Source organism: Prevotella falsenii DSM 22864 = JCM 15124 (genome assembly GCF_000613945.1).
Lineage (GTDB): Bacteria > Bacteroidota > Bacteroidia > Bacteroidales > Bacteroidaceae > Prevotella > Prevotella falsenii.
Genome location: NZ_BAJY01000013.1, coordinates 44,342 through 65,137, shown reverse-complemented (window position 1 = coordinate 65,137; position 20,796 = coordinate 44,342). Strand labels below are relative to the sequence as shown.

Here is a 20,796-nt window from a genome sequence, read left to right as displayed (position 1 = left end):
TTTATTTCTCAATGTTACTTTGCAGTGAGGAACTTAACATAAGGTGCAAGTCCGCCTTTCTCGTTGTGGAACATTTCGGTAACACCGTTGCTTGTCAGGGTAGCTCCCGTAACAGCGTCCACCTGACTTTCAGGCTTTTCCACCTTCTTTGTTACGCTGAAAACAATTTGTTTTTTCTGTGCATCGAAGATGTTCTTGCCCTTGAATTTGTCTTGCCATTCCTTGCTATCCTTGATTTCTGCACCCAGTCCGGCAGTCTCGCTTTCATGGTTGAAGTACACGCCAAAGATAGTTGCCTTGTCTTCGTTCAAAGCTATGAAACCGTTGATAGGTCCCCAAAGTCCGTTTCCATAAACAGGAATAACATACTTATCCTTGCCGTCTACCTTGCAACGGAACAATGCCAGCTTGCCTTCCTTGGCGTCTTTGCTGTTCAACTTGAAACCTGCCTTTACGCCACCTTGCTGACCCTGTTCCACGGTTTCGCCGTTTTCGTTGATAATATCGTCGGCAACAATGATTTCCTTCCACAGCTTTTGCGCTGCTTCGTTGGTCATATCGCGGTTTTGGTTGAGTGCAAAGAGTATCTGCTTTTGGTGGTCTATCTGCACATTAACGTCTTGTGCAGGTTTCAATGCTTGGAAAACAAAGGCAAGCAAGAAAGCCACAACGACCACAAGAACAGCAGAATAGATAATTGTATATGAATTGCTATTTGTCTTCATCTGTTTCTTTCCTCCTTACATTTTAGCACGCTTAGCACGCTTGTTGATATTAGACTGAACCACACAGTAGTCGATTAACGGTGCGCACATGTTACCAAAGAGTATGGCAAGCATCATTCCTTCGGGATAACCGGGGTTCAACACACGAATAATGACAGCCATTGCACCGACAATTAAACCGTAAATCCACTTTCCGCACTCTGTTCTCGCAGAGGTAACAGGGTCGGTTGCCATAAAGACAGCACCGAAACAGAAGCCACCCAACACGATGTGCTCGTACCATTGCAGCGGACTTGCACCCATGGAATGGAAGAGTATCGCCATACCGGCACCGCCTACGAAGACGCTAAGCATGGTTTTCCAGCCGGCAATGTTCGTCCAAAGCAGAATGATTGCTCCGATTGCAATGGCGATAACCGACGTTTCGCCCACCGAACCGGGAATTAAACCCAAAATCATATCGTTCAACGATGCGTTCACAGCTGCGCCTTGAGCAATTTCGCCCAATGGAGTTGCCATTGTGAAACCGTCAGGCAACGTGTAGCCAAGCCCGAAAATCTGTTCGGTAGATGTCCATATCGTGTCGCCCGTCATACTTCCCGGATAAGAGAAAAATAGGAAAGCACGTGCAGCCAGTGCCACGTTGAAGGTGTTCATACCTGTTCCGCCAAAGATTTCCTTTGTGAAAATCACGGCAAAAGCTACGGCTAATGCCAGCATCCACAGCGGCAGCGTAATGGGAATGATAAGCGGAATGAGGATACCACTTACCAAAAAGCCTTCCTGAATTTCCTCGTCTTTCCACTGCGCCCAAGCAAATTCGATACCGAGACCCACTATGTAAGACACCAAGATTTTAGGCAACAGCATCAAAGCACCGTACAGGAACATTCCCATACAGGTTGCTTCGCCCAATTTTCCGGCAGCTAAAGCATTCTGATAACCAATGTTGTACATACCGAACAGCATTGCAGGTATCAGCGCAATCACCACCATGCTCATTATTCGTTTTGAATCGATGGCATCGTGAATAGACGTTCCGCTCTTCGATGTCTCGTGTGGGACATACAGGAAAGTGTCCATACCATCGTAAATACTCTTGAAAGCGTGCAACTTTCCACCTTTCTCAAATTGTGGACGCAGCTTATCAAGATAATTTCTTAAGCTCATATTGTATCACTTAAAGTTGTTAATTCTCTATTATAATATAAGGTGTACTTACTCGTTCTCTTTTCGCAGCGTGTTCAAACCCTCGCGCACAATCTGCTGCAATGGTTGCTTTGAACTGTCTACGAACTCTGCCAAGGCAAAATCCTCGGGACTTACTTCGTAAATGCCAGCTGTTCCTGCTTGTCAATATTGCCCGTGATGATGGCTTTTATAAGGTACTCGCCGTATATATCCATCGGTAATACCGAGTCGTATTCGCCACTCATGATGATATTGCGCTTTCCTCCTTTGATGCGAGCATCGAGGTCGTATTCTTTTTTCTTACCGAAGAGCCAGCTGAAATAACTTCTTGACGTAGAAAAATCGTTCAGGCGTGGCATTATCCAGCCTGCCATTTCGTCTACATCGTCGCCTTCCGGCATTGCCACGACTTCGGAAATGTGTGCACCGAGAAAGCTATTATCGTCTGCAATCGTTCCTGTCAGTGGGTTTCCGTTCAATATACGCACGTGTTCGGTGGTTGTCAGTCTGCCGGCAACAATGTCTTTTATGGGTGTTCCTACCAATGCTTTCACGTATGCAGGCTCTTTTATCTTGCTGCCCGCTACGGCAACAACACGTGTCAGGTCTACTTTACCTGTCTGAAAGAGTCGTCCAAAGAAGATAACAGCAGTTGGGTCTACCGTCCAAACCACCTCTCCCTTGTTCACAGGTGATAGATGATTGACTTGCACACCTACGTTTCCTGCCGGACAAGGTCCGTCAAAAACAGTCAGCTCAACATTCTTTGCTTCTACAAGAGCCTTGCTGTTTTGCCGTACACCAATAGATAAATAAACTTTTGCAATCTTCGACAGTGCGGTTAATCCTGTCCGGAAGGCTTCCTCCTGTCCTTCAAGTTCATACTCAAAGTCGCCTTGTAATGGTTTGTCTCTTAATGCCGAAACGAATATTGCCTTTGGTTCGGTGTCGGGAGTGGTAGACACTGCATAGGGCAACTGGTTGATATATCCGAACAATCCTGCTTCCAACAGAGCCTTCTTCACCCCTTCGCCATCAAGCGTCTGTATGTCTTTCACGCCGAAATCGGCAAATGTTTGCTCGTTGTCAGCCTCTATACTAACGTACAAAATCTTTCTGCGGTCACCTCTTTCTATTGATTTTACGACACCGCTGACAGGAGAAGCAAACCTTACTTCCTCAGAAATCTTGTTCACGAAAAGCGTTTCGCCCGCTTTGACATGGTCGCCTACCTTCACTGTCATTTTGGGTGTAACCCCTACAAAATCACCGGGCACTACTGCATACAGCTTCGACAATTCCAATGGCATTGTTTTTTTTTCAGCACGCCCTTTGAGTTTTATATCCAAACCCTTACGCAACCTTATTTGTTCTGTCATAATATAAATGAATGAAATCTTCGCTAATTCAGTGTGCAAATATAGTAAATTTTAGGCACTTTAGAAACTTTTTGTATCATTAATTTTACTATACAATGGAAAAATTGTAGTTTTGCACTTGCTTTGAAGAAACTGAGGACTTTTATTCGTTGGAGCGTATGGACCGCAATCGGGCTATACTTGCTTATAATTATATTGTTACACCTGCCTTCCGTACAGCATTTCGTGGGTACGCAGGTAGCGAATGCACTCACCGAGAAACTTGGAACAAAGGTTCAGGTGGGACGCATTGACCTTGGATTTTTAAACCATTTCATTGTAGACGGATTGGTTGTAAACGACCAAAAAGGCAAGCAAATGGCAAAAGCGTCGCGCATTGCCACCAAAATAGACTTATGGACGCTCATCAGCGAGGGCAAAGTGCGCATATCGTCGGCGCAGGTTTTCGGTCTGAATGCACAGCTCTATCGCACCTCACCAAGCGAAAAGCCCAATTTCCAATTCGTCATCGACTCGTTGGCATCGCGCGATACAACGCACCACACTCCTTTAGACATTCGCATTCAAAGCCTTATTATCCGCCACAGCAATGTGCGCTACGACCTTCTTTCCGCGCCTATCACGCGCAACAGGCTGAACCTTAACCACCTCAACGTTAAGAATATATCGGGGCACATCAACTTAAACACCCTCACCGACAACCGTATCGACGCCACCATTCGCAACCTTTCGTTTGCAGAAACTTCAGGGTTGGACGTGCGCAAACTGCACCTACGCCTGAAAACGGACAAGCAACAGGCGGAAATAAACGACTTGCTCGTCCGACTTCCACAGTCGAAAATCAACATACCTTTATATATAATGCGCTTCGGCGACAAGGCGGCAACGCCCGATTTCGGCACTGCCCACCACCAACTGCGCATAGAAAAATCGTATCTGACCCCTGCCGACATCGCCTGTCTGCTACCGTCTTTGAAAACTTTCAGCGACAAACTGTATCTCAACACCAACATTTCGGGAACGACTGACAAACTGAAACTGAACACGCTTGCACTGCGCTACGGCAAAGGCGACATCGTTGCGAACCTCAAAGGCTCGCTCGCACGCCTTACCACACAGCCTGCTTGGAACATCAACGCACATACCGTCCAACTGAAAAACAGCCTTATCCGGCAGATGAACAAGGCATTCCGACTGAACCTGCCTGCCGAAATTCTGCGCTTGGGCGACCTTCGTTTCAAAGGAAAGGTGCAAGGGGCGCACGGCAACCACCACGCAAAGGGCACACTTACCCTCGTGCATGGCAATGCCGACATAGACTTCTCGCTGCGTGGACGGAACATAAAAGCCGAACTGCACACGCAGCGTTTCGCCATTGGCAACATTCTTACATCTGCGCAACTCGGCACCATCGTTGCCGACCTCAAGGTGGAAGCCACCACCGACCTACGCTACATCTACGCCAAAGGCATCGTGCCACGCTTCGACTACAACGGCTACACCTACCGCAACATTGCCATAGACGGCAATTATACCAACGATATATTCAGCGGAAAAGCCTCGATTAACGACCCGAACGGCAAAATCGGTATCGACGGAACGGTGGGAAACATTCGTAAATTCCTCGAACAGAAAGGTAAAATAGCAATAAATGCCCGCATTGATGCCGACCGCCTGAACCTCCACAATATGCATATCACCGAAGCATTGGGCAACCGCACGCTATCGTTCCATGCGGTATTGGAAGGTAGCAGTGCGTCGATTGACGACCTTATCGGCAAACTCACGCTCGACAATTTTGCCATGCAAGAGGCAAACAACCGCAACATTGAGCTGAACCACTTGGAACTAAGCGCAACCAACAACCTCATGGGCAAGTCGATAGAACTGCAATCCGACTTCGGCACAGCTTCCATTTCGGGACGCTTCAACTACTCTACGCTCGTGCAAAGCGTAAAGAACGTGGTGGGTGCCTACCTCCCTGCCCTTGTGGGAGCACCACAGCGATGGGGTAAAAGCGCAAGCAAAAATGCGTTCCACATATCAGCCAACATCACGAACACACAGCTTTTGCACGATTTGACGAACATTAAAATCGGCATTACGCCCCATATCCGACTTATGGGCAATGTGGACGAAGCCCGCAACACGCTGTCGCTCAACATTGCTGCACCACAAGCAGAGTATGCCGCTACCACTTCGAGAACCTCGAAGCAGACCTTTCCACGCCCAACCATACCTTAGACATCGCGCTGAAAGGCGAATGGGTGGACAAGACAGGCCGCCGCCTCGCGCTGCAAACCAACGGAACAGCCGCAAACAACGAAATCAGCACACTGTCATCGTTCAACGCTTTCGCACAGAAAACCTTCTTGGGACAAATCGATTGCACTGCGCAATTTGAACGACAGGGCAGCAAATTAGCTACCCACCTGCACTTTTCGCCCTCGAAAATACGCATCGACACCATCGAACTGCAGGTGCAACCGTCGGAACTTACCTATGCCCACAACAACTTGGACATAAAGCACTTCGAGCTATCGAACAAGGAACAGCACATTATCGTGAACGGACAGACAACCGGAAACGCTTCCGATTCGCTCATTGTGCAGCTCAAGGACATCGACGTGCCTTACATCTTAGACCTCGTAAACTTCCACAGCGTATCGTTCGGCGGACTTGCTTCGGGCGAAGTGGTGCTGAAATCGGCATTCACCAATCCACAAGCGCATGCCAACCTTGTTGTAAGGCAGTTCCAATTTGAACGAGGCGATATGGGAACGCTCTATGCACAAGCCGGTTACAGCAACAACGAAGGACGCATAAACATCGACGCAAAGGCGATAGACGGCGACGCATCGACCGACATCGGCGGCTATATCGACTTGCGAAACAGTCGGATAAACCTGCCCATCTATGCCCACGACACGCGCCTGACCTTCCTGAAGCACTTCTGCGGGGCATTTATGGACGAGATTAAGTTGTACGGAAATGGCTGGATAAAGGTAGTAGGACCGCTCTCCGACGTAAATCTTGAGGGCGACATGTTGGCTTCCGGCTCTGTGCGCATTACGCCGTTGGGCACCACCTACACCGTGCAAGATGGTCGTGTGCTGCTCATTCCGAACGAAATCAGCCTCGACCGCATCGCCATTGCCGATGCCGAGGGGCACACGGGCATGATTACGGGCGGGCTACACCACCAAGCACTGCGCCGTCTGACGTTCGACATAGACGTGCAAACCAACAATCTGCTGGCATACAACTACCCACGCGAGGCATCATCGGGCACATTCTGGGGGCGTGTATATGGCACGGGCAAATGCGAAATCATCGGTCGAGAGAACGAAACGACGATGAACATAAACATGACACCGAACCGCAACTCGTACATAACCTACAATGCGGCAAAGAATACCATCGACGAAAACTCGTTCATTCGTTGGCGCGACATGACGCCCGACTCGCTGCAACCGGTGCTCCGACAAGATACGACGTGGCTGAAACGCAACGCCGAAGACCACTATAACAAGGAAATAGCAAGCGACCTGCACGTAAACTTCCTTATAAACACCACGCCCGACTTTACACTTGGTGTGCTGATGGACGAAACAACAGGCGACAATATCGAACTGAACGGTTCGGGCGTAATCCGCGCCACCTATTATAATAAGGGAGCATTCCAGCTCTTCGGCAACTACAACGTCAGTCGGGGCAGCTACAACCTTACCATTCAGAACATCATAAAACGACAATTCAACTTCAGCGATGGCTCGCTCATCGCCTTTGGCGGCGACCCCTTTGGTGCAGCACTGAAGCTGAAAGGTCGCTACACACTGAACTCCGTGCCTCTTTCCGACCTGCAAATGGGCAATTCGTTCCGCACCAGCAACACCAAGGTGGACTGTCTGCTCGACATCAACGGTACGCCTGAAAACCCCTCAATAGCCTTCGGACTCGACTTGCCCGAACTCTCTTCCGACGCAAAGCAAATGGTGCTGTCGGTATTGAACTCCGAGCAAGACCTCAACCAGCAGGTGTTATACCTCTTGGCGGTGGGCAGATTTTATCCGCAGACGGTAAACAACGCTGCCCCTCGCGAACCTAACCAGTCGGGGCAAGCCTCGCTCGTTATGCAGAGCATCTTGTCGGGAACGCTCTCACAGCAAATCAACACCGTGCTCTCGAACGTTATAAACGACAATCATTGGAACTTTGGCGCAAACATTGCCACCGGCAACGATGGGTTCAGCAATGCCGAATACGAAGGCATACTTTCGGGAAGTCTGCTCAACAACCGCCTGCTCATCAACGGTGAGTTCGGCTATCGCGACAACGTGGCTACCAACACGTCGGCATTCATCGGCGATTTCGACATCAAATACCTGTTCGTGCCGAACGGCAATATGGCACTGAACTTCTACAATCGTGCCAACGACCGCTACTTTACGCGCAACTCTCTGAACACGCAGGGTATCGGTATCATTATGAAGAAAGACTTCACCAACTTCAAGGAATTGTTCAAACGGAAAAAGAAAAAGAAATAACTGCCGCATTCCACATACGGAAACAAAATTGCCGAAATCATGAACGGTTTCGGCAGAATATCGCCCTTATTTTGTAAAGATAATTCTGTTAAAAAGTGATATAATCGGTTTGGCGTTGCGAAACCGTAGGTTTTGCGTTGTAAAACCTACGGTTTAACCGTGCAAAACCTACGGTTTTGGAACGCGAAACAATAGGTTTTGTAATACACTGACAGTAAGCAAGTTAAGCAAGATATACTCTTTCGAAAAATATTTACAGTCTTTCGCCTTCTTTTCGCCCATGAAATATAAATAAGGAATAGCGGTTTTGTGTAGCCGAAACTTAAAAAGTTGCGTAATTAAATTGCAGTCGTCGTAGAGCCTTTGGGGATATTTTAGTGTATCTTTTCCCTACTGAGCCATATCTACAACGTACTTTAAAAAGAGGAAGTGGTATAAAACAAAAATATCATAACCCCAAGGAGTTATGATATTTAATATTTTCTTAAAATCTCTGACACTGTTTTCAGAGTATTTAAAGCGGTGCGTACGAGACTCGAACTCGTGACCTCCTGCGTGACAGGCAGGCATTCTAACCAACTGAACTAACGCACCGGATTGCGTTGTTTCAAAATAGTAGTTGCGGTGCGTACGAGACTCGAACTCGTGACCTCCTGCGTGACAGGCAGGCATTCTAACCAACTGAACTAACGCACCAAATTGCGTGTGCTAACTACCATTTCTGTTTAGCGAGTGCAAAGATAGCTATTTTATTTATTATAGCCAAACAGAATGACGGTTTTTATAAAAAAAATTGCATTATATAAGCATCGTGGAACTCGTTGGTTTCAAAAAACCAATCTTTCAGACAAGCTTTTCTCCGAAAGCCGGCTGCTTCCAAGCATTTTAAAGACGCTTCGTTGTTTACGTCTACGTAAGCATAAATTTGGCGAAGATGAAGGTATTTCCGTGCATGTTCTATTATCTTCTGAATTGCAGCATAGGCATAGCCCTTGCCTCTGAACTCCTCCAAGATGATTATTCCTAACTCCGCACGCTGATGACGAGGGTCGAAATTCACCAAATCAAGTATGCCTATGTTTGTCTTGGTAGCGGTTTCAATGATTAATCTGACTTGGTTGTCGGCAAAAATATCGTTCTTTGCATTGGCTATATAGTCGCGAAGCACGTAACGACTATATGGAACGTTGGTGGCACTGACATTCCATAACCTTTCATCGTTTTCTATTTTATAAAGCAAGTCTAAGTCTTCAGGCTCCATTGCACGAAGTTGCACTTCACTCATTTCCATTATTTCAGAATTTCTTTTTCGGTTATTATGCAGTCTGCCCGCCTGTTGTATGTTCCGATATGTACATTATCTTGAGGTTGGGCGGCAAATATAGAAAGTACGTCGCCATACGAATAGGCGTCCATATCATAAACCACATAGTTTAAAGTTTTTGCTTCTATCAGCTCTTGCTTATCGAGATGCCCGTTCGGCAACGTTTCTTTATTGCCTATTACATATTTTGCTGCCACTCCCCTGCTCTTTGCTATTTCCTCGCAACGCTTTATATTATCTTCGTTTCCTATAAAGATGTAATTCGATTCTATCGCATGCGAATGAGAAATAAACCCTAAAAGCTTTTTGGATTTTCTACATAACATTTGCAACAGCGAAGTGGTTGCTTTCAAATAGATGGCAATCTTGATGGGGATACTTAGCAAAAAGCTCATTCCGCTATAATGTTTACGGAAGAAAATGAGCATTGCTGCATAAAAGACATGGACATATCGGAAACTCGAACGCTGCGTGCTTTCGCCTTTATAATGTAATATTATAGAAGGGAAAAACCAGTTTTCAAATCCTCCTTTCAAAATTCTGTAACTTAAATCAATATCTTCTCCATACATAAAGAATGCTTCGTCGAGCAATCCGACCTTATCTAATGCAGCACGACGCAACAGGCAGAAGGCTCCGCTAATGACCTCCATCTTTCCTGATTTGTCCCAAGGCATATTGCTCATGTAGTAGTGTCCGAACTTCGGGTGGTTGGGAAAGCGGTCGCATAGTCCCATCATTTTATAGAAAGACACCATGGGCGAGGGGAAGCCTCTACGACTTTCTTTTGCTTTTGAGCCACTTGTTGTAAGCATCGTAACGCCTAATCCTGCCGCATTTTCATGGTTATCCATAAAGTTTAAGGCATCAACTATAATGTTTTCGCTAATGAAGGTATCGGGGTTGAGCAGTAAAACATACTCGCTGCTGCTTTGTTTTATGGCAAGATTGTTTGCTCGGGCAAATCCTAAATTGTGCAAAGAAGAGATGCAGGTTACCCATGGAAAACGCTGTTCGATATATTCCACGGAGCCATCTTTAGAGTGATTGTCTACAACAATAACTTCGGCATCGACGTCCTGAATAGCTCGCTCAACACTCAGCAAACACTGTTCAAGGTAGTATTTAACATTATAATTGACAATTATAATACTTAATTTCATAGCTTTACTTCATTATTTTGGTCTGTTTTGTCCTTCCCAAAGTTCCTTTCGCTTTCACATCTGCCTTTTGTCGGATAGATAAAGAAGAGACTAATCGTCAAGATTAATGCTAAATAAAAGAACCCAACCTCTTCACCATATATATAATAGAAGAACATATTCAGTATGATGGGAATGCAAAGAAGGCAAATTCGCACACAAGCCCATAAGCGAAAACCTTTATACGACTGCGGATTGGTAATGCTTTTGCTAACTCGCGGAAACTTAAATAAATAAAGTGCAAGCGGTATTAACAGCAGTGCCAAAGGCTGCATGATGAACTGCACATACATAAGACTACCATCGCCGGACATACTACCCGGCAAAACAACATTCAATTCATATACGGCAACAATGCCGATTAATATGAATAAGAAAAATCCCAATAATGTTAAAAGCCTTTTTCGTGTTTGTTCCATAGTGTCTTTAACCTTCTATCACGGTTCTGTTCAATATGCTTCGTCCCAATGTAACTTCATCGGTATATTCCAGTTCGTCGCCAACCGATATGCCACGGGCTATCACCGTCAGCTTTACATCGATACCCTTCAGCTTGCGCGATATATAAAAGTTTGTTGTATCGCCCTCCATTGTGCTGGCTAAAGCAAGAATAACCTCATTGATTTTACCCGTTTTCACTCGTTCTACAAGCGATTCTATTTCCAAATCGTTCGGTCCGATGCCATCTATCGGTGAGATTATTCCGCCCAACACATGGTATAAGCCATTATATTGCTGCGTATTCTCGATGGCAAGAACATCTTGCACATTCTCTACAACACACAACGTTGAACCGTCCCTGTGTGGGTTTGCACAAATGGAACACGTGTCGGTGTCGGAAATATTGTGGCAAATACGGCAGTATTTTATATCGTGCCGCATTGTAGAAACAGCCTCCGTGAAGCCATCTACATCATCTTCAGATTGGCGTAATAGATGCAAAACAAACCGCAGAGCAGTCTTTCGACCTACTCCCGGCAGCTTAGAAAATTCTCCAACAGCCTTTTCAAGCAGTTGAGAAGGAAATTGTTGCATACTGATTGAAACGGGTTATACTGGCTTAATCGTCGAAGAGATATATACCAAGACCAAGTTTGAAACCTATTGTAGAATACTTAGTATCCTTAAACGATTGGTCGTAATAAATTGCCGGTTCTATTGTTACGGAACGATTTATAAAGAAAGCATAGCCAACTTCAGCCCCCAACAACATATCGTTATAGCTATGATTGGCATGCAGGAACTTACAGCCGGCACCCAAGTACAAGCCATTCTGAGTAATATAATAGCGTGCACCGGCACCAATAACGATATGGTCTGCCACAGCCTCCGAGCCATTATGCTCGGCACTTACGCTTGCCAACAACATAATATCGTCCCATGGCAAATAACCAGCTTTTGCTTCAAGTCCGAAATTGAACTTATCGTGCCCATTATAGTGCAAATCAAGACCTGTCAGAGAAGCTCCGATGTAGCCTTTGCCCTCTTGAAACTGCGCATGAATACCCAATGACAATGTTAATCCTAATAAAAGGAGTGATAATTTCTTCATCATATAATACTGTTATTGTAAAATCTATTTATTGCTAAATTCCATTGACAAAGGTAGTAGAATTATTTGAATTACAAAAATTATTGCCTATCTTTGTGCCTGATTTGCAAATAAGTCCTTCACTTTTTGCTTGTAAATATGCTTAAAACGTATGAATAAAAAGATAATAACACTGATATTACTAAGCTGTTTCATAATAAATTGCTTTGCACAAACGAACGAAATATTTATAAATTGGGATACAAAACCTTTCAAAAAGCGTGAAACCCGTGCTGTTTGGCTGACGACTTTAAACAACCTTGATTGGCCAACGACATTTGCAAACTCGGCAGAAGGCATTGAAAGACAAAAGCAGGAACTCATTGATATTTTAGATAAATATGTTGCGGCAAACATCAATACCGTTCTGTTGCAAACGCGTGTGCGTGCAGCCACTATCTATCCGTCCGTCATAGAGCCTTGGGACAAATGCTTAACGGGCAGAGAAAACGGAAATCCGAACTACGACCCGTTGGCGTTTGCCGTTGAAGAATGTCATAAACGTGGGTTGGAAATACACGCATGGATTGCCGCAATGCCTGTCGGAGCTGCTAAATCGTTAGGTTGCAGACTGATGAAACAAAAAGGATTCAGCATCAGAAGTTTCGCAACAGGTGCTTACGTAAACCCTGAAGACCCTAAGATTGCAGGGTATTTGGGCGAAATCTGTGCAGAAATAACCCGAAACTACGATATTGACGGTATCAATTTAGATTATATAAGGTATCCTGACGGTTGGCCATACCCGACGTACAGGAACGGCGACACACCGGAAGCACGCCGGGAAAACATTACCAACATTGTCAGGGAAATACATTACAGGGTGAAGAAACTTAAGCCTTGGGTAAAGATTTCTTGTTCGCCTATTGGCAAATACGATGACTTAAACAGATATTCATCGAAAAACTATAATGCCAAAAATCGTGTTTCGCAAGATGCGCAACTATGGGTAAAGACGCGAATAATGGACCAGCTCTACCCGATGCAATATTGGCGGGGCGACAATTATTACCCTTTCAGTGCCGATTGGGTGGAAAATTCCAACGGACATGATATAATTTCAGGACTTGGAACATACTTTCTTGACCCGCGAGAGGGCAATTGGGGACTCGAAGAACTTACCCGCCAGATGCATGTCAGCCGATGGTTGGGAATGGGACATGCGCATTTCCGTTCTAAATTCTTGTTGGACAACCGACAAGGTGTATATAACTTCGAGAAACGTTTTAATGCTGTGCCGGCACTTACGCCTGCCCTGACATGGATAAGCAGCAGAAAACCGAAAGCCCCTACCTACGTTCAGGGCAACTCCGTAGTAACATTGATAGGTGCACAAGGCGCAAAAACGATACGTTGGAAAGGAAATTCACCTTATTATAATATATATATGAGCAGCAGCCACCCCGTAGACGTGAAAGACCCCCGCAATCTTGTTATGGCAAGATTTCAAGGAACGTCGTTCGTACATCAGGGGGCAAAACATCAACAACATTATGCCATTACGGCAATGGACAGGTACGGCAACGAAAGCGATGCGCTGCAAAGTGTATTCGAGAAAGAAGATTTTGAGAGCAGACTACTTACAAATGACGGTGAAACAATTGCCCTTCCGGAAGATTTGAACGCAATGGATATAGACTATTTCACCGTTGAAACGATGCAGGGCAATACGATTATGAAGATTTACTACGTTGCTTCGCATCACGACACCTTAAATATTTATAGTCTTAAAAATGGCACTTACCGACTTCGCGCCCATTCGGCGAAACGAAAAGTGAGCCATAAAGTCGGTTATTTCTTTATCAAACGATAAGATAAAAAACAGTTCAAGCACTTTCCACCAATGCAATAAAGGTTTGCAACAACCTTTTATTTACGGTAAAAAGTGCTTGAATTGTTATTTATAAGTGGTTTATTCTTCAACCGGTTCCGAATATTCTCCCACTGCAAAGTCGTTGATTGGGAGCGGGCGATCGATTACGGCGTTGTAAGAAATGATACTTACACTTCGAGCCAAACCCAATGCTTGGAGCTTGTCGTGGATAATGTTTAAAAGATGATGATTGTTTTGAGCATAGACTTTGATAAACAAATCGTACTCGCCCGTTGTGAAATGACATTCCACAACTTCCGGGATTTTCTTCAAAGCCTCTACCACTTCATCAAAATTCTCGGGGTTCTTTAAGTTCAATCCCATAAAAGCACAGGTTTCATAGCCTATCTTTTCAGGGTCGATAATAAATTGTGAACCTTTGAGAATACCCAAGTTTGTTAGTTTCTGAATTCTCTGGTGAATTGCCGCACCACTTACCTTACATTCGCGTGCTACTTCCAAAAATGGAATACGTGCATCTTCTGCAATAAGGCGAAGAATTTTTTTGTCTAATTGATCTAAACTTCTATGTGCCATTTATCTTAATAAAATTTGCGACAAAGGTACAATAAACTTCTCAACCTACCAATTATTTTTTCATAACAAGTTATAATTCGCAACTTTAAGGCTGAAAAATCGTGCCTTTTAGGTCTTGCTATGGAACGATTTAAAAATTAATGAAGACAATTTACTTGAGAGATGGGAACGGATAATAAGACCGTAAATATATTTCACAGAGGTATCTATCGTATAACCATCTCATCATCAGTGCATTATAAGACCTATTGTTTTGCATTCCGAAAGCGTAGTTTTTGCATGGTAAAAGCGGTTGTTTTGCATTGCAGAACCTACGCTTTCGCAACGCCAAAGCGCAGTTATTACTTTTTAACGGAGTTATTTTTACAATACCAAAGGTATTTCCAAGAATTTGCTTTCGGAAAGAATGGGAAAGCCAACAGCTTCTATCAACATCGACAGCCCCCACTCTCTCCTGTCTGTTATCGTTTTGCGCGCTTTACTTTACCCTCGCTTCCAACAATACAACGTTCTCTACATGGGGCGTATGTGGGAACATATCGACAGGCTGAACAGCCACAACCCGATAGTCTTTGTCTAAAAGTGCCAAGTCGCGGGCTTGTGTTGCGGGGTTGCAACTTACATAAACAATCCGTTGCGGGTGCGCGCCCAAAATCACATTCACCACATCGGCGTGCATACCGGCACGAGGTGGGTCGGTAATGATAACGTCGGGGCGTCCATGTTGCTTCACGAAGTCCTCGGTCAAGATGTCTTTCATATCGCCCGCATAGAACAATGTGTTTTCTATTTTGTTTATCTCCGAGTTTATTTTTGCATCTTCTATCGCTTCGGGCACATATTCTATACCGATTACTTTCTTCGCCCTTTTAGCCACAAAGTTCGCAATGGTTCCCGTACCGGTGTATAAGTCGTAAACCAATTCGCTGCCCGTAAGGTTGGCAAATTCGCGTGCCACACTATATAAATGGTAGGCTTGGTCGGTATTGGTTTGATAAAAGCTCTTTGCCCCCACCTTGAAACGAAGGTCTTCCATCAGTTCAAATATATGGTCGTTGCCTTTAAATACGGTCAATTCCAAATCGTTGAACGTGTCGTTGCCCTTTTGGTTGTCTACATATAATAATGAAGTGATTTCCTGAAACTCATCGGCTATGAACTGCATCAAGCCCATTGCGCGTTCTTCGTCGCCTGCTTCATCGTAATGAAATTGGACAAGCAGCATCCATTCGCCGGTATTCGAGTTTCGCACCATAATGTCGCGCAACAAGCCGTGCTGCTCTCTAATGTCGAAAAAGGTAAGGTTATGCTCCAAAGCATAATTGTAAATAGCATTTCTCACCTTATTACAATAGTCGTCCATCAGCACGCATTTCTCGATAGGATAAATCTTGTCGAATGCGCCCGTTATGTGGAAACCTATTGCACCCTGCGCCAAACCTACGCCTTCGGGCAATGCTTCTAACTCTTCCTTGGTGTACCAACGTTTGTTGGAACAAGCAAATTCCAACTTATTGCGATATTCTTCTGTTTTTTCGGAGCCTAAAATAGGCGAAATATCGGGTAGTTCAACCTTGCCTATTCGTGTCAGCTGGTCGATAACCTGCTGTTGTTTGGCAGCTAATTGTTCTTTATAAGGAAGGTTTTGCCACTTGCAACCTCCGCAAACGCCGAAGTGTTCGCATTTAGGGGCAATGCGAATAGGACTTGGTTGTATCATTCTCACCACCGTAGCTTCGCAATAGCTATTACGCTTCTTGCGCACCTGAAGGTCTACAACATCGCCCGGCACTACAAACGGAACGAACACAACCATATCGTTTACGTGTGCAACACACTTTCCTTCTGCTGCAACAGCTTCTATTTCAATGTTTTCTAATATAGGTAACGGTTTCCTTTTCCTGCTCATTTTCTTATATTTGCTGCAAAGTTAGTTATTTTTTTTGGTTTGCATGGCAGCCTTGCACTAAAACTGCTGATGCGGGTCTACTATTCCGAACAATGCTACTCGTGAACAAAAGCAGTCAAGGATGCTAATGAACGATTGGGGATTAAACCCCAATCGGTTCTTCCTTAAAGTACCTTATATAAACAATATACTTGCTTAATTCTTATATCGAACCGTACGTTCAATAAGATTTTACGATGAAAAATTTAAGAATTGTTTTTACTTTCTATCAAATTTTATTATCTTTGCTGCTCGAAACAATAAACTCAATATAGTAGTTAAAAGATATTTATGAAAAAGTTCTTCACATTGGCAGTAATGGCGTTAGCAATTTCTAATACATCTGCACAAACGGCAAAGTGGGTAAACAATGTAAGGCTATCGGGCTTTGGCATTGCACAGTATCAATTCACAGACCAAGACAACGCAAAGGCAAATTCGTTTAACTTGCGTTTAGGTCGTGTTTCGCTCGATGGTAAATTCTTTGATGATTGGGCTTGGAAAGCACAAATTCAGTTTAATGGCAATACGTCTGTTTTAGGTTCGTCGCCACGCGTGGTCGATTTGTTCACCGAATGGCAAAAATACACCTTCTTCCGTGTAAAGGTCGGGCAGTTCAAAAATCCGTTTACGTTTGAAAATCCAATACACCCCATCACGTTAGGATTTATGGGCAATTCGCAAGTAATTAGTAAATTAGCCGGTTTTTCCGACCGTGCAGGAGCGCACAGCTCTAACGGACGCGACATAGGAGTACAAATTCAGGGCGACTTCCTTAAAAATGCTTCCGGCAGAAACTTGCTGCACTATCAGGTTGGTGTGTTTAACGGACAAGGCATTAACGTGAAAGATGTGGACGAACAAAAGAATATTATCGGCGGTGTCTGGGTTATGCCGGTGGCAGGTATGCGCATTGGTTGGTTCGGTTGGACAGGTTCGTATGCCCGTAAAGGCACATGGTCGATGAAAACGGTGTAACACAAAATGGAGTTCGCAAGTTGCAGCAACGTCGCTATGCCATTTCTGCAGAATACGTGGCAAACGGTTGGACTTTCCGTTCGGAGTACGCGCACTCTACAGGCGAGGCTTTTGCAAAATCGCTTGTAAACACAAATGATGCGGCTGCGAAAGACTGTACGCTCAGCAGCAATGGTAACAAAGCGCAAGGTGTTTATGCGCTCGTTATGGCACCTATCATTAAGAAAAAGCTCTATGCGAAAGCACGTTACGATATGTACCAACCTTCAAAGGGCGCAGAGAAGCAACGCACTTTGTACGAAATAGGTTTTAACTACGAAATAAATTATAACGTGCGACTTTCAAGCGAATATGCCCACGTTCACGACCGTAGTTTGGCGAAACCGGACTATTCGTTGGTAGACGTACAATTGAGCTTTAAGTTTTAAAAACATTCGCAAGAAGACAACGTACACGAAGAAAACATTGCCTTCAGATGTTTTCTTCGTGTAGTATATTTTATCTGAAAACAGCAAGAAAACACACTCTTCGAGGAACGGGAAAAGAGCGAAAAGAAGGCAATAAATGTGTAAATATTTTTCGCAAGCGTAGCTATCGCGCAACTATCTCGCTATCAGCGCATTGCAAAACCTATTGTTTCGCGTTCCAAAACCGTAGGTTTTGCACGGTTAAACCGTAGGTTTTGCATCGTAAAACCTACGGTTTCGCAACACCAAACCGATTATATCACTTTTTAACAGAATTATCTTTACAATATTAAACCTAAAAACGTTCACCGCTTCATCAGCGGATTTGCCAAAAACCATCTGCGATACTTGTCTGCTTAACCTGCTTTCTGATGCCGAACTCACGCTATTACACGCCGTCGTTTATTTCTAACATGTGGTGTAAACCGTCAAACGTAATCTGCATAATCTTATTTTGTGTCTGTATTTCATCGTAAAGCGATAAAGCCACATGCCCCATTGTACGACGCAGATTTACCTCTACAAGGGGGTGAATGGAATAAGACGAAGTTGCAGAATAAGACGAACGTTTGCTTTCAACTATCATCATATCAACACCTAACGGTCCTTCGTATTTGCCTTTAATATTCTGTTCCAATAGGTTTGTCAGGTTTTCTTTTATCGTATCCAACACTTCTATATCAATGTATTGCCCCAATAGCTCTCGTTTTCTACCCTCATCGGCAATCATACTTCCGGTATAAGCACCATGCAAAGACAAGAAAACCGACAGACCGCAATACTTCACGCCGGCTTTTTCCGCATGGAACTCCATCGCAAAGTCTTTCACCTTATTATAATAAGGTTCTAAAATAATGCCTTGTTGTTGCGCAATAACATTCTTTGCCCAATTCAGATGGACAGTGGAAATTTCTTCATCGGTAAACCGAAGTCCTCTTCCACTGCCGCTCCAAGGTGCCTTGACGACAGCCTTCCCTATATTTTTTGCCTTCGCACGCAAATCGTCAAGATTGTCAAAATAATACGATTTGCCTACGATAGCGTCCATAGGTAGCAATGCTTTCAACGTAGAGAGCAAGCCAACAGCAAACTGTCTATTGCTTAAACGGGCTATTCTATCCAACTGTTCGGCAGAAGGCAACAGTTGTTGCGATATTCCCACCTGCCGTAATTGCGCTTTAATCGTGCAGTTCCAGCCCCACGGCGAAACGGTTTCTATCTTGTCGGAAATACTTTCTAAAGTGTCAGCATCAACAAAACACACTTCTTTCTTTTTCAATCGAAGTTTTTCAACCGAAGCACACGCCTTCGTAACATCATTTACCAATATGGCATCACCTTGCTTTGCCCATATATAGGGCAAGAAAGCCAAGTCGTTGCGTATTTGCAAAGCCGCTCGCGACGGAGTGTAGTTAGGACTATTCTGTGCTAACGACATATCGTGTTCAGGGTTAAATATATGAAGTGTCATTCTGTTTTTTAGCTATATCTTATGCAAAGATATTGCCAGCGAGAGCAAAGAAAGTTTACTTTCAATTTGCCGAGTGCAGCTATATCTTATGCAAAGGTACTGCAAATATGTAAGAAGACAAAATATAAATAATAGTAAAAAACACGTTTTTGCAATCTATAGTTTGCAAATTCGAGAAATAAATGTTATCTTTGCACGTGAGAAATATTGTTAGGCGCATACATTAAAAAAGTGTGTTTTGCCATTAGCATTCTCTTAAATATGAAATAATTTAGCAAATAAGATGGACGCATTTTTCCGTACTCACGCCTACTTAGTGGAGCATAACCATGCACCGGTGCGCCGTATGCTTATGGACGAGATAGATTGGAACGACCGAATGATAGGCATTAAGGGTACACGCGGTGTAGGAAAAACAACCTTCCTTCTTCAATATGCGAAAGAGAAATTTGGTGCTAACGACCGCCAATGCCTTTATATAAATATGAATAATTTCTATTTTCAGGAAAGAGGAATTGCCGATTTTGCCGGAGATTTTTATAGAGGTGGCGGAAAAGTTCTACTCATCGACCAAGTTTTCAAGCAACCCAACTGGAGCAACGACTTGCGTAAATGCTACGATAACTATCCCGAATTGAAGATAGTCTTTACCGGGTCGAGCGTCATGCGGCTGAAAGAGGAGAACCCGGAGCTAAACGGTATTGTCAAGAGCTATAATCTAAGAGGGTTTTCGTTTAGGGAATTTCTGAATTATATGTCGGGACATAACTTCCCAACCTACTCGCTTGATGATATTATAAAGAACCACGAACAGATTGCAATGCAGATTTTGCCAAAGGTCAGTCCGCTAAAATATTTTCAAGATTATATTCATCATGGTTACTATCCCTTCTTTTTGGAAAACAGGAATTATTCCGAAAACTTGCTGAAGACAATGAATATGATGACCGAGGTGGATATTTTGCTTATCAAGCAAATAGAACTGAAGTATCTGACGAAGATTAAGACACTTTTCTACCTGCTCGCTTTAGAAGGTCCGAAGTCGCCTAATATAAGTAATTTGGCAAAAGAGATAAATACAAGCCGTGCAACTGTGATGAACTATATTAAGTATTTATCCGATTCACGCTTGATAAACATTATCTATCCGGTAGGGCAAGAGTTTCCTAAAAAACCGGCAAAGGTGATAATGAACAACTCTAACCTTATCTACGCAATATATCCGATACACGTAGAGCAGCAAGATGTAATGGAAACATTCTTTGTCAATGCCTTGTTGTCCGGACATTTAGTAAACGAAGGGAATAAGCAAGGAATTTATATAATAGACGAAAATAAGAGATTCAGGATTTGCGATGCGGAGAATACAAAGATGCGTTTAAACAACGAAACCATTTACGCTCGCTACAATACAGAAGTAGGAAAAGACAACAAAATTCCACTTTGGCTGTTTGGATTTCTATATTGATACTGAGACTAAGGCGCAAACACAAAATAAAACTGCAAGTATAAATACAAAAAGAGGAATTTAATAATAAACAGGCCTATACAAAACAGACCAAA

Annotated in this window: 12 protein-coding genes, 2 tRNA genes and 3 pseudogenes; 4 read left to right on the top strand and 13 right to left on the bottom strand. The window is 43.9% G+C overall.

Annotated features, from left to right (window positions below; genetic code table 11):
* Positions 1 to 14 precede the first annotated feature (14 nt).
* The 3 genes and pseudogenes from nqrC to JCM15124_RS13575 all read right to left on the bottom strand — a co-directional run bounded on the left by nqrC (position 15) and on the right by JCM15124_RS13575 (position 3,295).
* Entirely contained in the window at positions 15 to 725 is a 711-nt protein-coding gene (nqrC, locus tag JCM15124_RS06595; protein ID WP_024998788.1) for an NADH:ubiquinone reductase (Na(+)-transporting) subunit C, read from the bottom strand.
* Between the two features lie 15 nt (positions 726 to 740).
* Positions 741 to 1,895, bottom strand: coding sequence for an NADH:ubiquinone reductase (Na(+)-transporting) subunit B (locus JCM15124_RS06590; RefSeq protein ID WP_024998787.1), 1,155 nt, complete (start codon positions 1,893 to 1,895; stop codon positions 741 to 743).
* A 48-nt stretch (positions 1,896 to 1,943) separates the two neighbouring features.
* A pseudogene (locus JCM15124_RS13575) lies at positions 1,944 to 3,295 on the bottom strand (Na(+)-translocating NADH-quinone reductase subunit A).
* A 90-nt stretch (positions 3,296 to 3,385) separates the two neighbouring features.
* On the opposite strand from JCM15124_RS13575, the pseudogene JCM15124_RS17160 reads away from it, so the two are divergent.
* Positions 3,386 to 7,842 (top strand): annotated as a pseudogene (locus tag JCM15124_RS17160) (translocation/assembly module TamB domain-containing protein).
* Positions 7,843 to 8,362: 520 nt separating this feature from the next.
* On the opposite strand, the gene JCM15124_RS06575 reads toward JCM15124_RS17160, so the two are convergent.
* The 7 genes from JCM15124_RS06575 to JCM15124_RS06545 all read right to left on the bottom strand — a co-directional run bounded on the left by JCM15124_RS06575 (position 8,363) and on the right by JCM15124_RS06545 (position 11,923).
* Positions 8,363 to 8,436 (bottom strand) — tRNA-Asp (locus tag JCM15124_RS06575).
* Positions 8,437 to 8,464: 28 nt separating this feature from the next.
* Positions 8,465 to 8,538: transfer RNA gene (locus JCM15124_RS06570), tRNA-Asp, on the bottom strand.
* Between the two features lie 85 nt (positions 8,539 to 8,623).
* Positions 8,624 to 9,133, bottom strand: coding sequence for a GNAT family N-acetyltransferase (locus JCM15124_RS06565; protein ID WP_024998786.1), 510 nt, complete (start codon positions 9,131 to 9,133; stop codon positions 8,624 to 8,626).
* A complete protein-coding gene (locus JCM15124_RS06560) occupies positions 9,133 to 10,329 on the bottom strand; it encodes a glycosyltransferase family 2 protein (protein WP_024998785.1) in 1,197 nt (398 codons plus the stop codon). The genes JCM15124_RS06565 and JCM15124_RS06560 overlap by 1 nt, the downstream gene beginning before the upstream one ends.
* On the bottom strand, positions 10,326 to 10,787 hold the full coding sequence (locus JCM15124_RS06555) for a hypothetical protein (RefSeq protein ID WP_024998784.1): 462 nt from the start codon (positions 10,785 to 10,787) through the stop codon (positions 10,326 to 10,328). The genes JCM15124_RS06560 and JCM15124_RS06555 overlap by 4 nt, the downstream gene beginning before the upstream one ends.
* 7 nt (positions 10,788 to 10,794) lie before the next feature.
* A complete protein-coding gene (gene recR / locus JCM15124_RS06550) occupies positions 10,795 to 11,403 on the bottom strand; it encodes a recombination mediator RecR (RefSeq protein ID WP_024998783.1) in 609 nt (202 codons plus the stop codon).
* Between the two features lie 25 nt (positions 11,404 to 11,428).
* Positions 11,429 to 11,923 (bottom strand): hypothetical protein, encoded by a 495-nt coding sequence (locus JCM15124_RS06545; RefSeq protein ID WP_024998782.1) that lies wholly within the window; start codon positions 11,921 to 11,923, stop codon positions 11,429 to 11,431.
* A gap of 148 nt (positions 11,924 to 12,071) precedes the next feature.
* Between JCM15124_RS06545 and JCM15124_RS06540 the strand changes: the two genes are divergently transcribed.
* Entirely contained in the window at positions 12,072 to 13,772 is a 1,701-nt protein-coding gene (locus tag JCM15124_RS06540) for a glycoside hydrolase family 10-like protein (protein ID WP_024998781.1), read from the top strand.
* Between the two features lie 99 nt (positions 13,773 to 13,871).
* On the opposite strand, the gene JCM15124_RS06535 is transcribed toward JCM15124_RS06540, so the two are convergent.
* Positions 13,872 to 14,369, bottom strand: coding sequence for an Lrp/AsnC family transcriptional regulator (locus tag JCM15124_RS06535; RefSeq protein ID WP_024998780.1), 498 nt, complete (start codon positions 14,367 to 14,369; stop codon positions 13,872 to 13,874).
* 478 nt (positions 14,370 to 14,847) lie between these two features.
* Positions 14,848 to 16,278 carry a 23S rRNA (uracil(1939)-C(5))-methyltransferase RlmD gene (rlmD, locus tag JCM15124_RS06530; protein WP_024998779.1) on the bottom strand — a complete coding sequence of 477 codons (1,431 nt, stop codon included), beginning with the start codon at positions 16,276 to 16,278 and terminating at the stop codon, positions 14,848 to 14,850.
* 330 nt (positions 16,279 to 16,608) lie between these two features.
* Here rlmD and JCM15124_RS13565 point away from each other — a divergent pair.
* Positions 16,609 to 17,723, top strand: a pseudogene (locus tag JCM15124_RS13565) (porin).
* Positions 17,724 to 18,150: 427 nt separating this feature from the next.
* Here JCM15124_RS13565 and JCM15124_RS06520 read toward each other — a convergent pair.
* The gene (locus tag JCM15124_RS06520) at positions 18,151 to 19,233 is read right to left on the bottom strand and encodes a hypothetical protein (protein ID WP_024998778.1); all 1,083 of its coding nucleotides are present in this window, start codon (positions 19,231 to 19,233) and stop codon (positions 18,151 to 18,153) included.
* A gap of 283 nt (positions 19,234 to 19,516) precedes the next feature.
* Here JCM15124_RS06520 and JCM15124_RS06515 point away from each other — a divergent pair, with 283 nt between their 5' ends.
* The gene (locus tag JCM15124_RS06515; protein WP_024998777.1) at positions 19,517 to 20,701 is read left to right on the top strand and encodes an ATP-binding protein; all 1,185 of its coding nucleotides are present in this window, start codon (positions 19,517 to 19,519) and stop codon (positions 20,699 to 20,701) included.
* Positions 20,702 to 20,796 lie beyond the last annotated feature (95 nt).

What these genes read in the sequence shown, in the direction of transcription:
- nqrC (WP_024998788.1), bottom strand. Translation starts at nt 725, where the DNA reads ATGAAGACAAATAGCAATTCATATACAATTATCTATTCTGCTGTTCTT.
- JCM15124_RS06590 (WP_024998787.1), bottom strand. Translation starts at nt 1,895, where the DNA reads ATGAGCTTAAGAAATTATCTTGATAAGCTGCGTCCACAATTTGAGAAA.
- JCM15124_RS06565 (WP_024998786.1), bottom strand. Translation starts at nt 9,133, where the DNA reads ATGGAAATGAGTGAAGTGCAACTTCGTGCAATGGAGCCTGAAGACTTA.
- JCM15124_RS06560 (WP_024998785.1), bottom strand. Translation starts at nt 10,329, where the DNA reads ATGAAATTAAGTATTATAATTGTCAATTATAATGTTAAATACTACCTT.
- JCM15124_RS06555 (WP_024998784.1), bottom strand. Translation starts at nt 10,787, where the DNA reads ATGGAACAAACACGAAAAAGGCTTTTAACATTATTGGGATTTTTCTTA.
- recR (WP_024998783.1), bottom strand. Translation starts at nt 11,403, where the DNA reads ATGCAACAATTTCCTTCTCAACTGCTTGAAAAGGCTGTTGGAGAATTT.
- JCM15124_RS06545 (WP_024998782.1), bottom strand. Translation starts at nt 11,923, where the DNA reads ATGATGAAGAAATTATCACTCCTTTTATTAGGATTAACATTGTCATTG.
- JCM15124_RS06540 (WP_024998781.1), top strand. Translation starts at nt 12,072, where the DNA reads ATGAATAAAAAGATAATAACACTGATATTACTAAGCTGTTTCATAATA.
- JCM15124_RS06535 (WP_024998780.1), bottom strand. Translation starts at nt 14,369, where the DNA reads ATGGCACATAGAAGTTTAGATCAATTAGACAAAAAAATTCTTCGCCTT.
- rlmD (WP_024998779.1), bottom strand. Translation starts at nt 16,278, where the DNA reads ATGAGCAGGAAAAGGAAACCGTTACCTATATTAGAAAACATTGAAATA.
- JCM15124_RS06520 (WP_024998778.1), bottom strand. Translation starts at nt 19,233, where the DNA reads ATGACACTTCATATATTTAACCCTGAACACGATATGTCGTTAGCACAG.
- JCM15124_RS06515 (WP_024998777.1), top strand. Translation starts at nt 19,517, where the DNA reads ATGGACGCATTTTTCCGTACTCACGCCTACTTAGTGGAGCATAACCAT.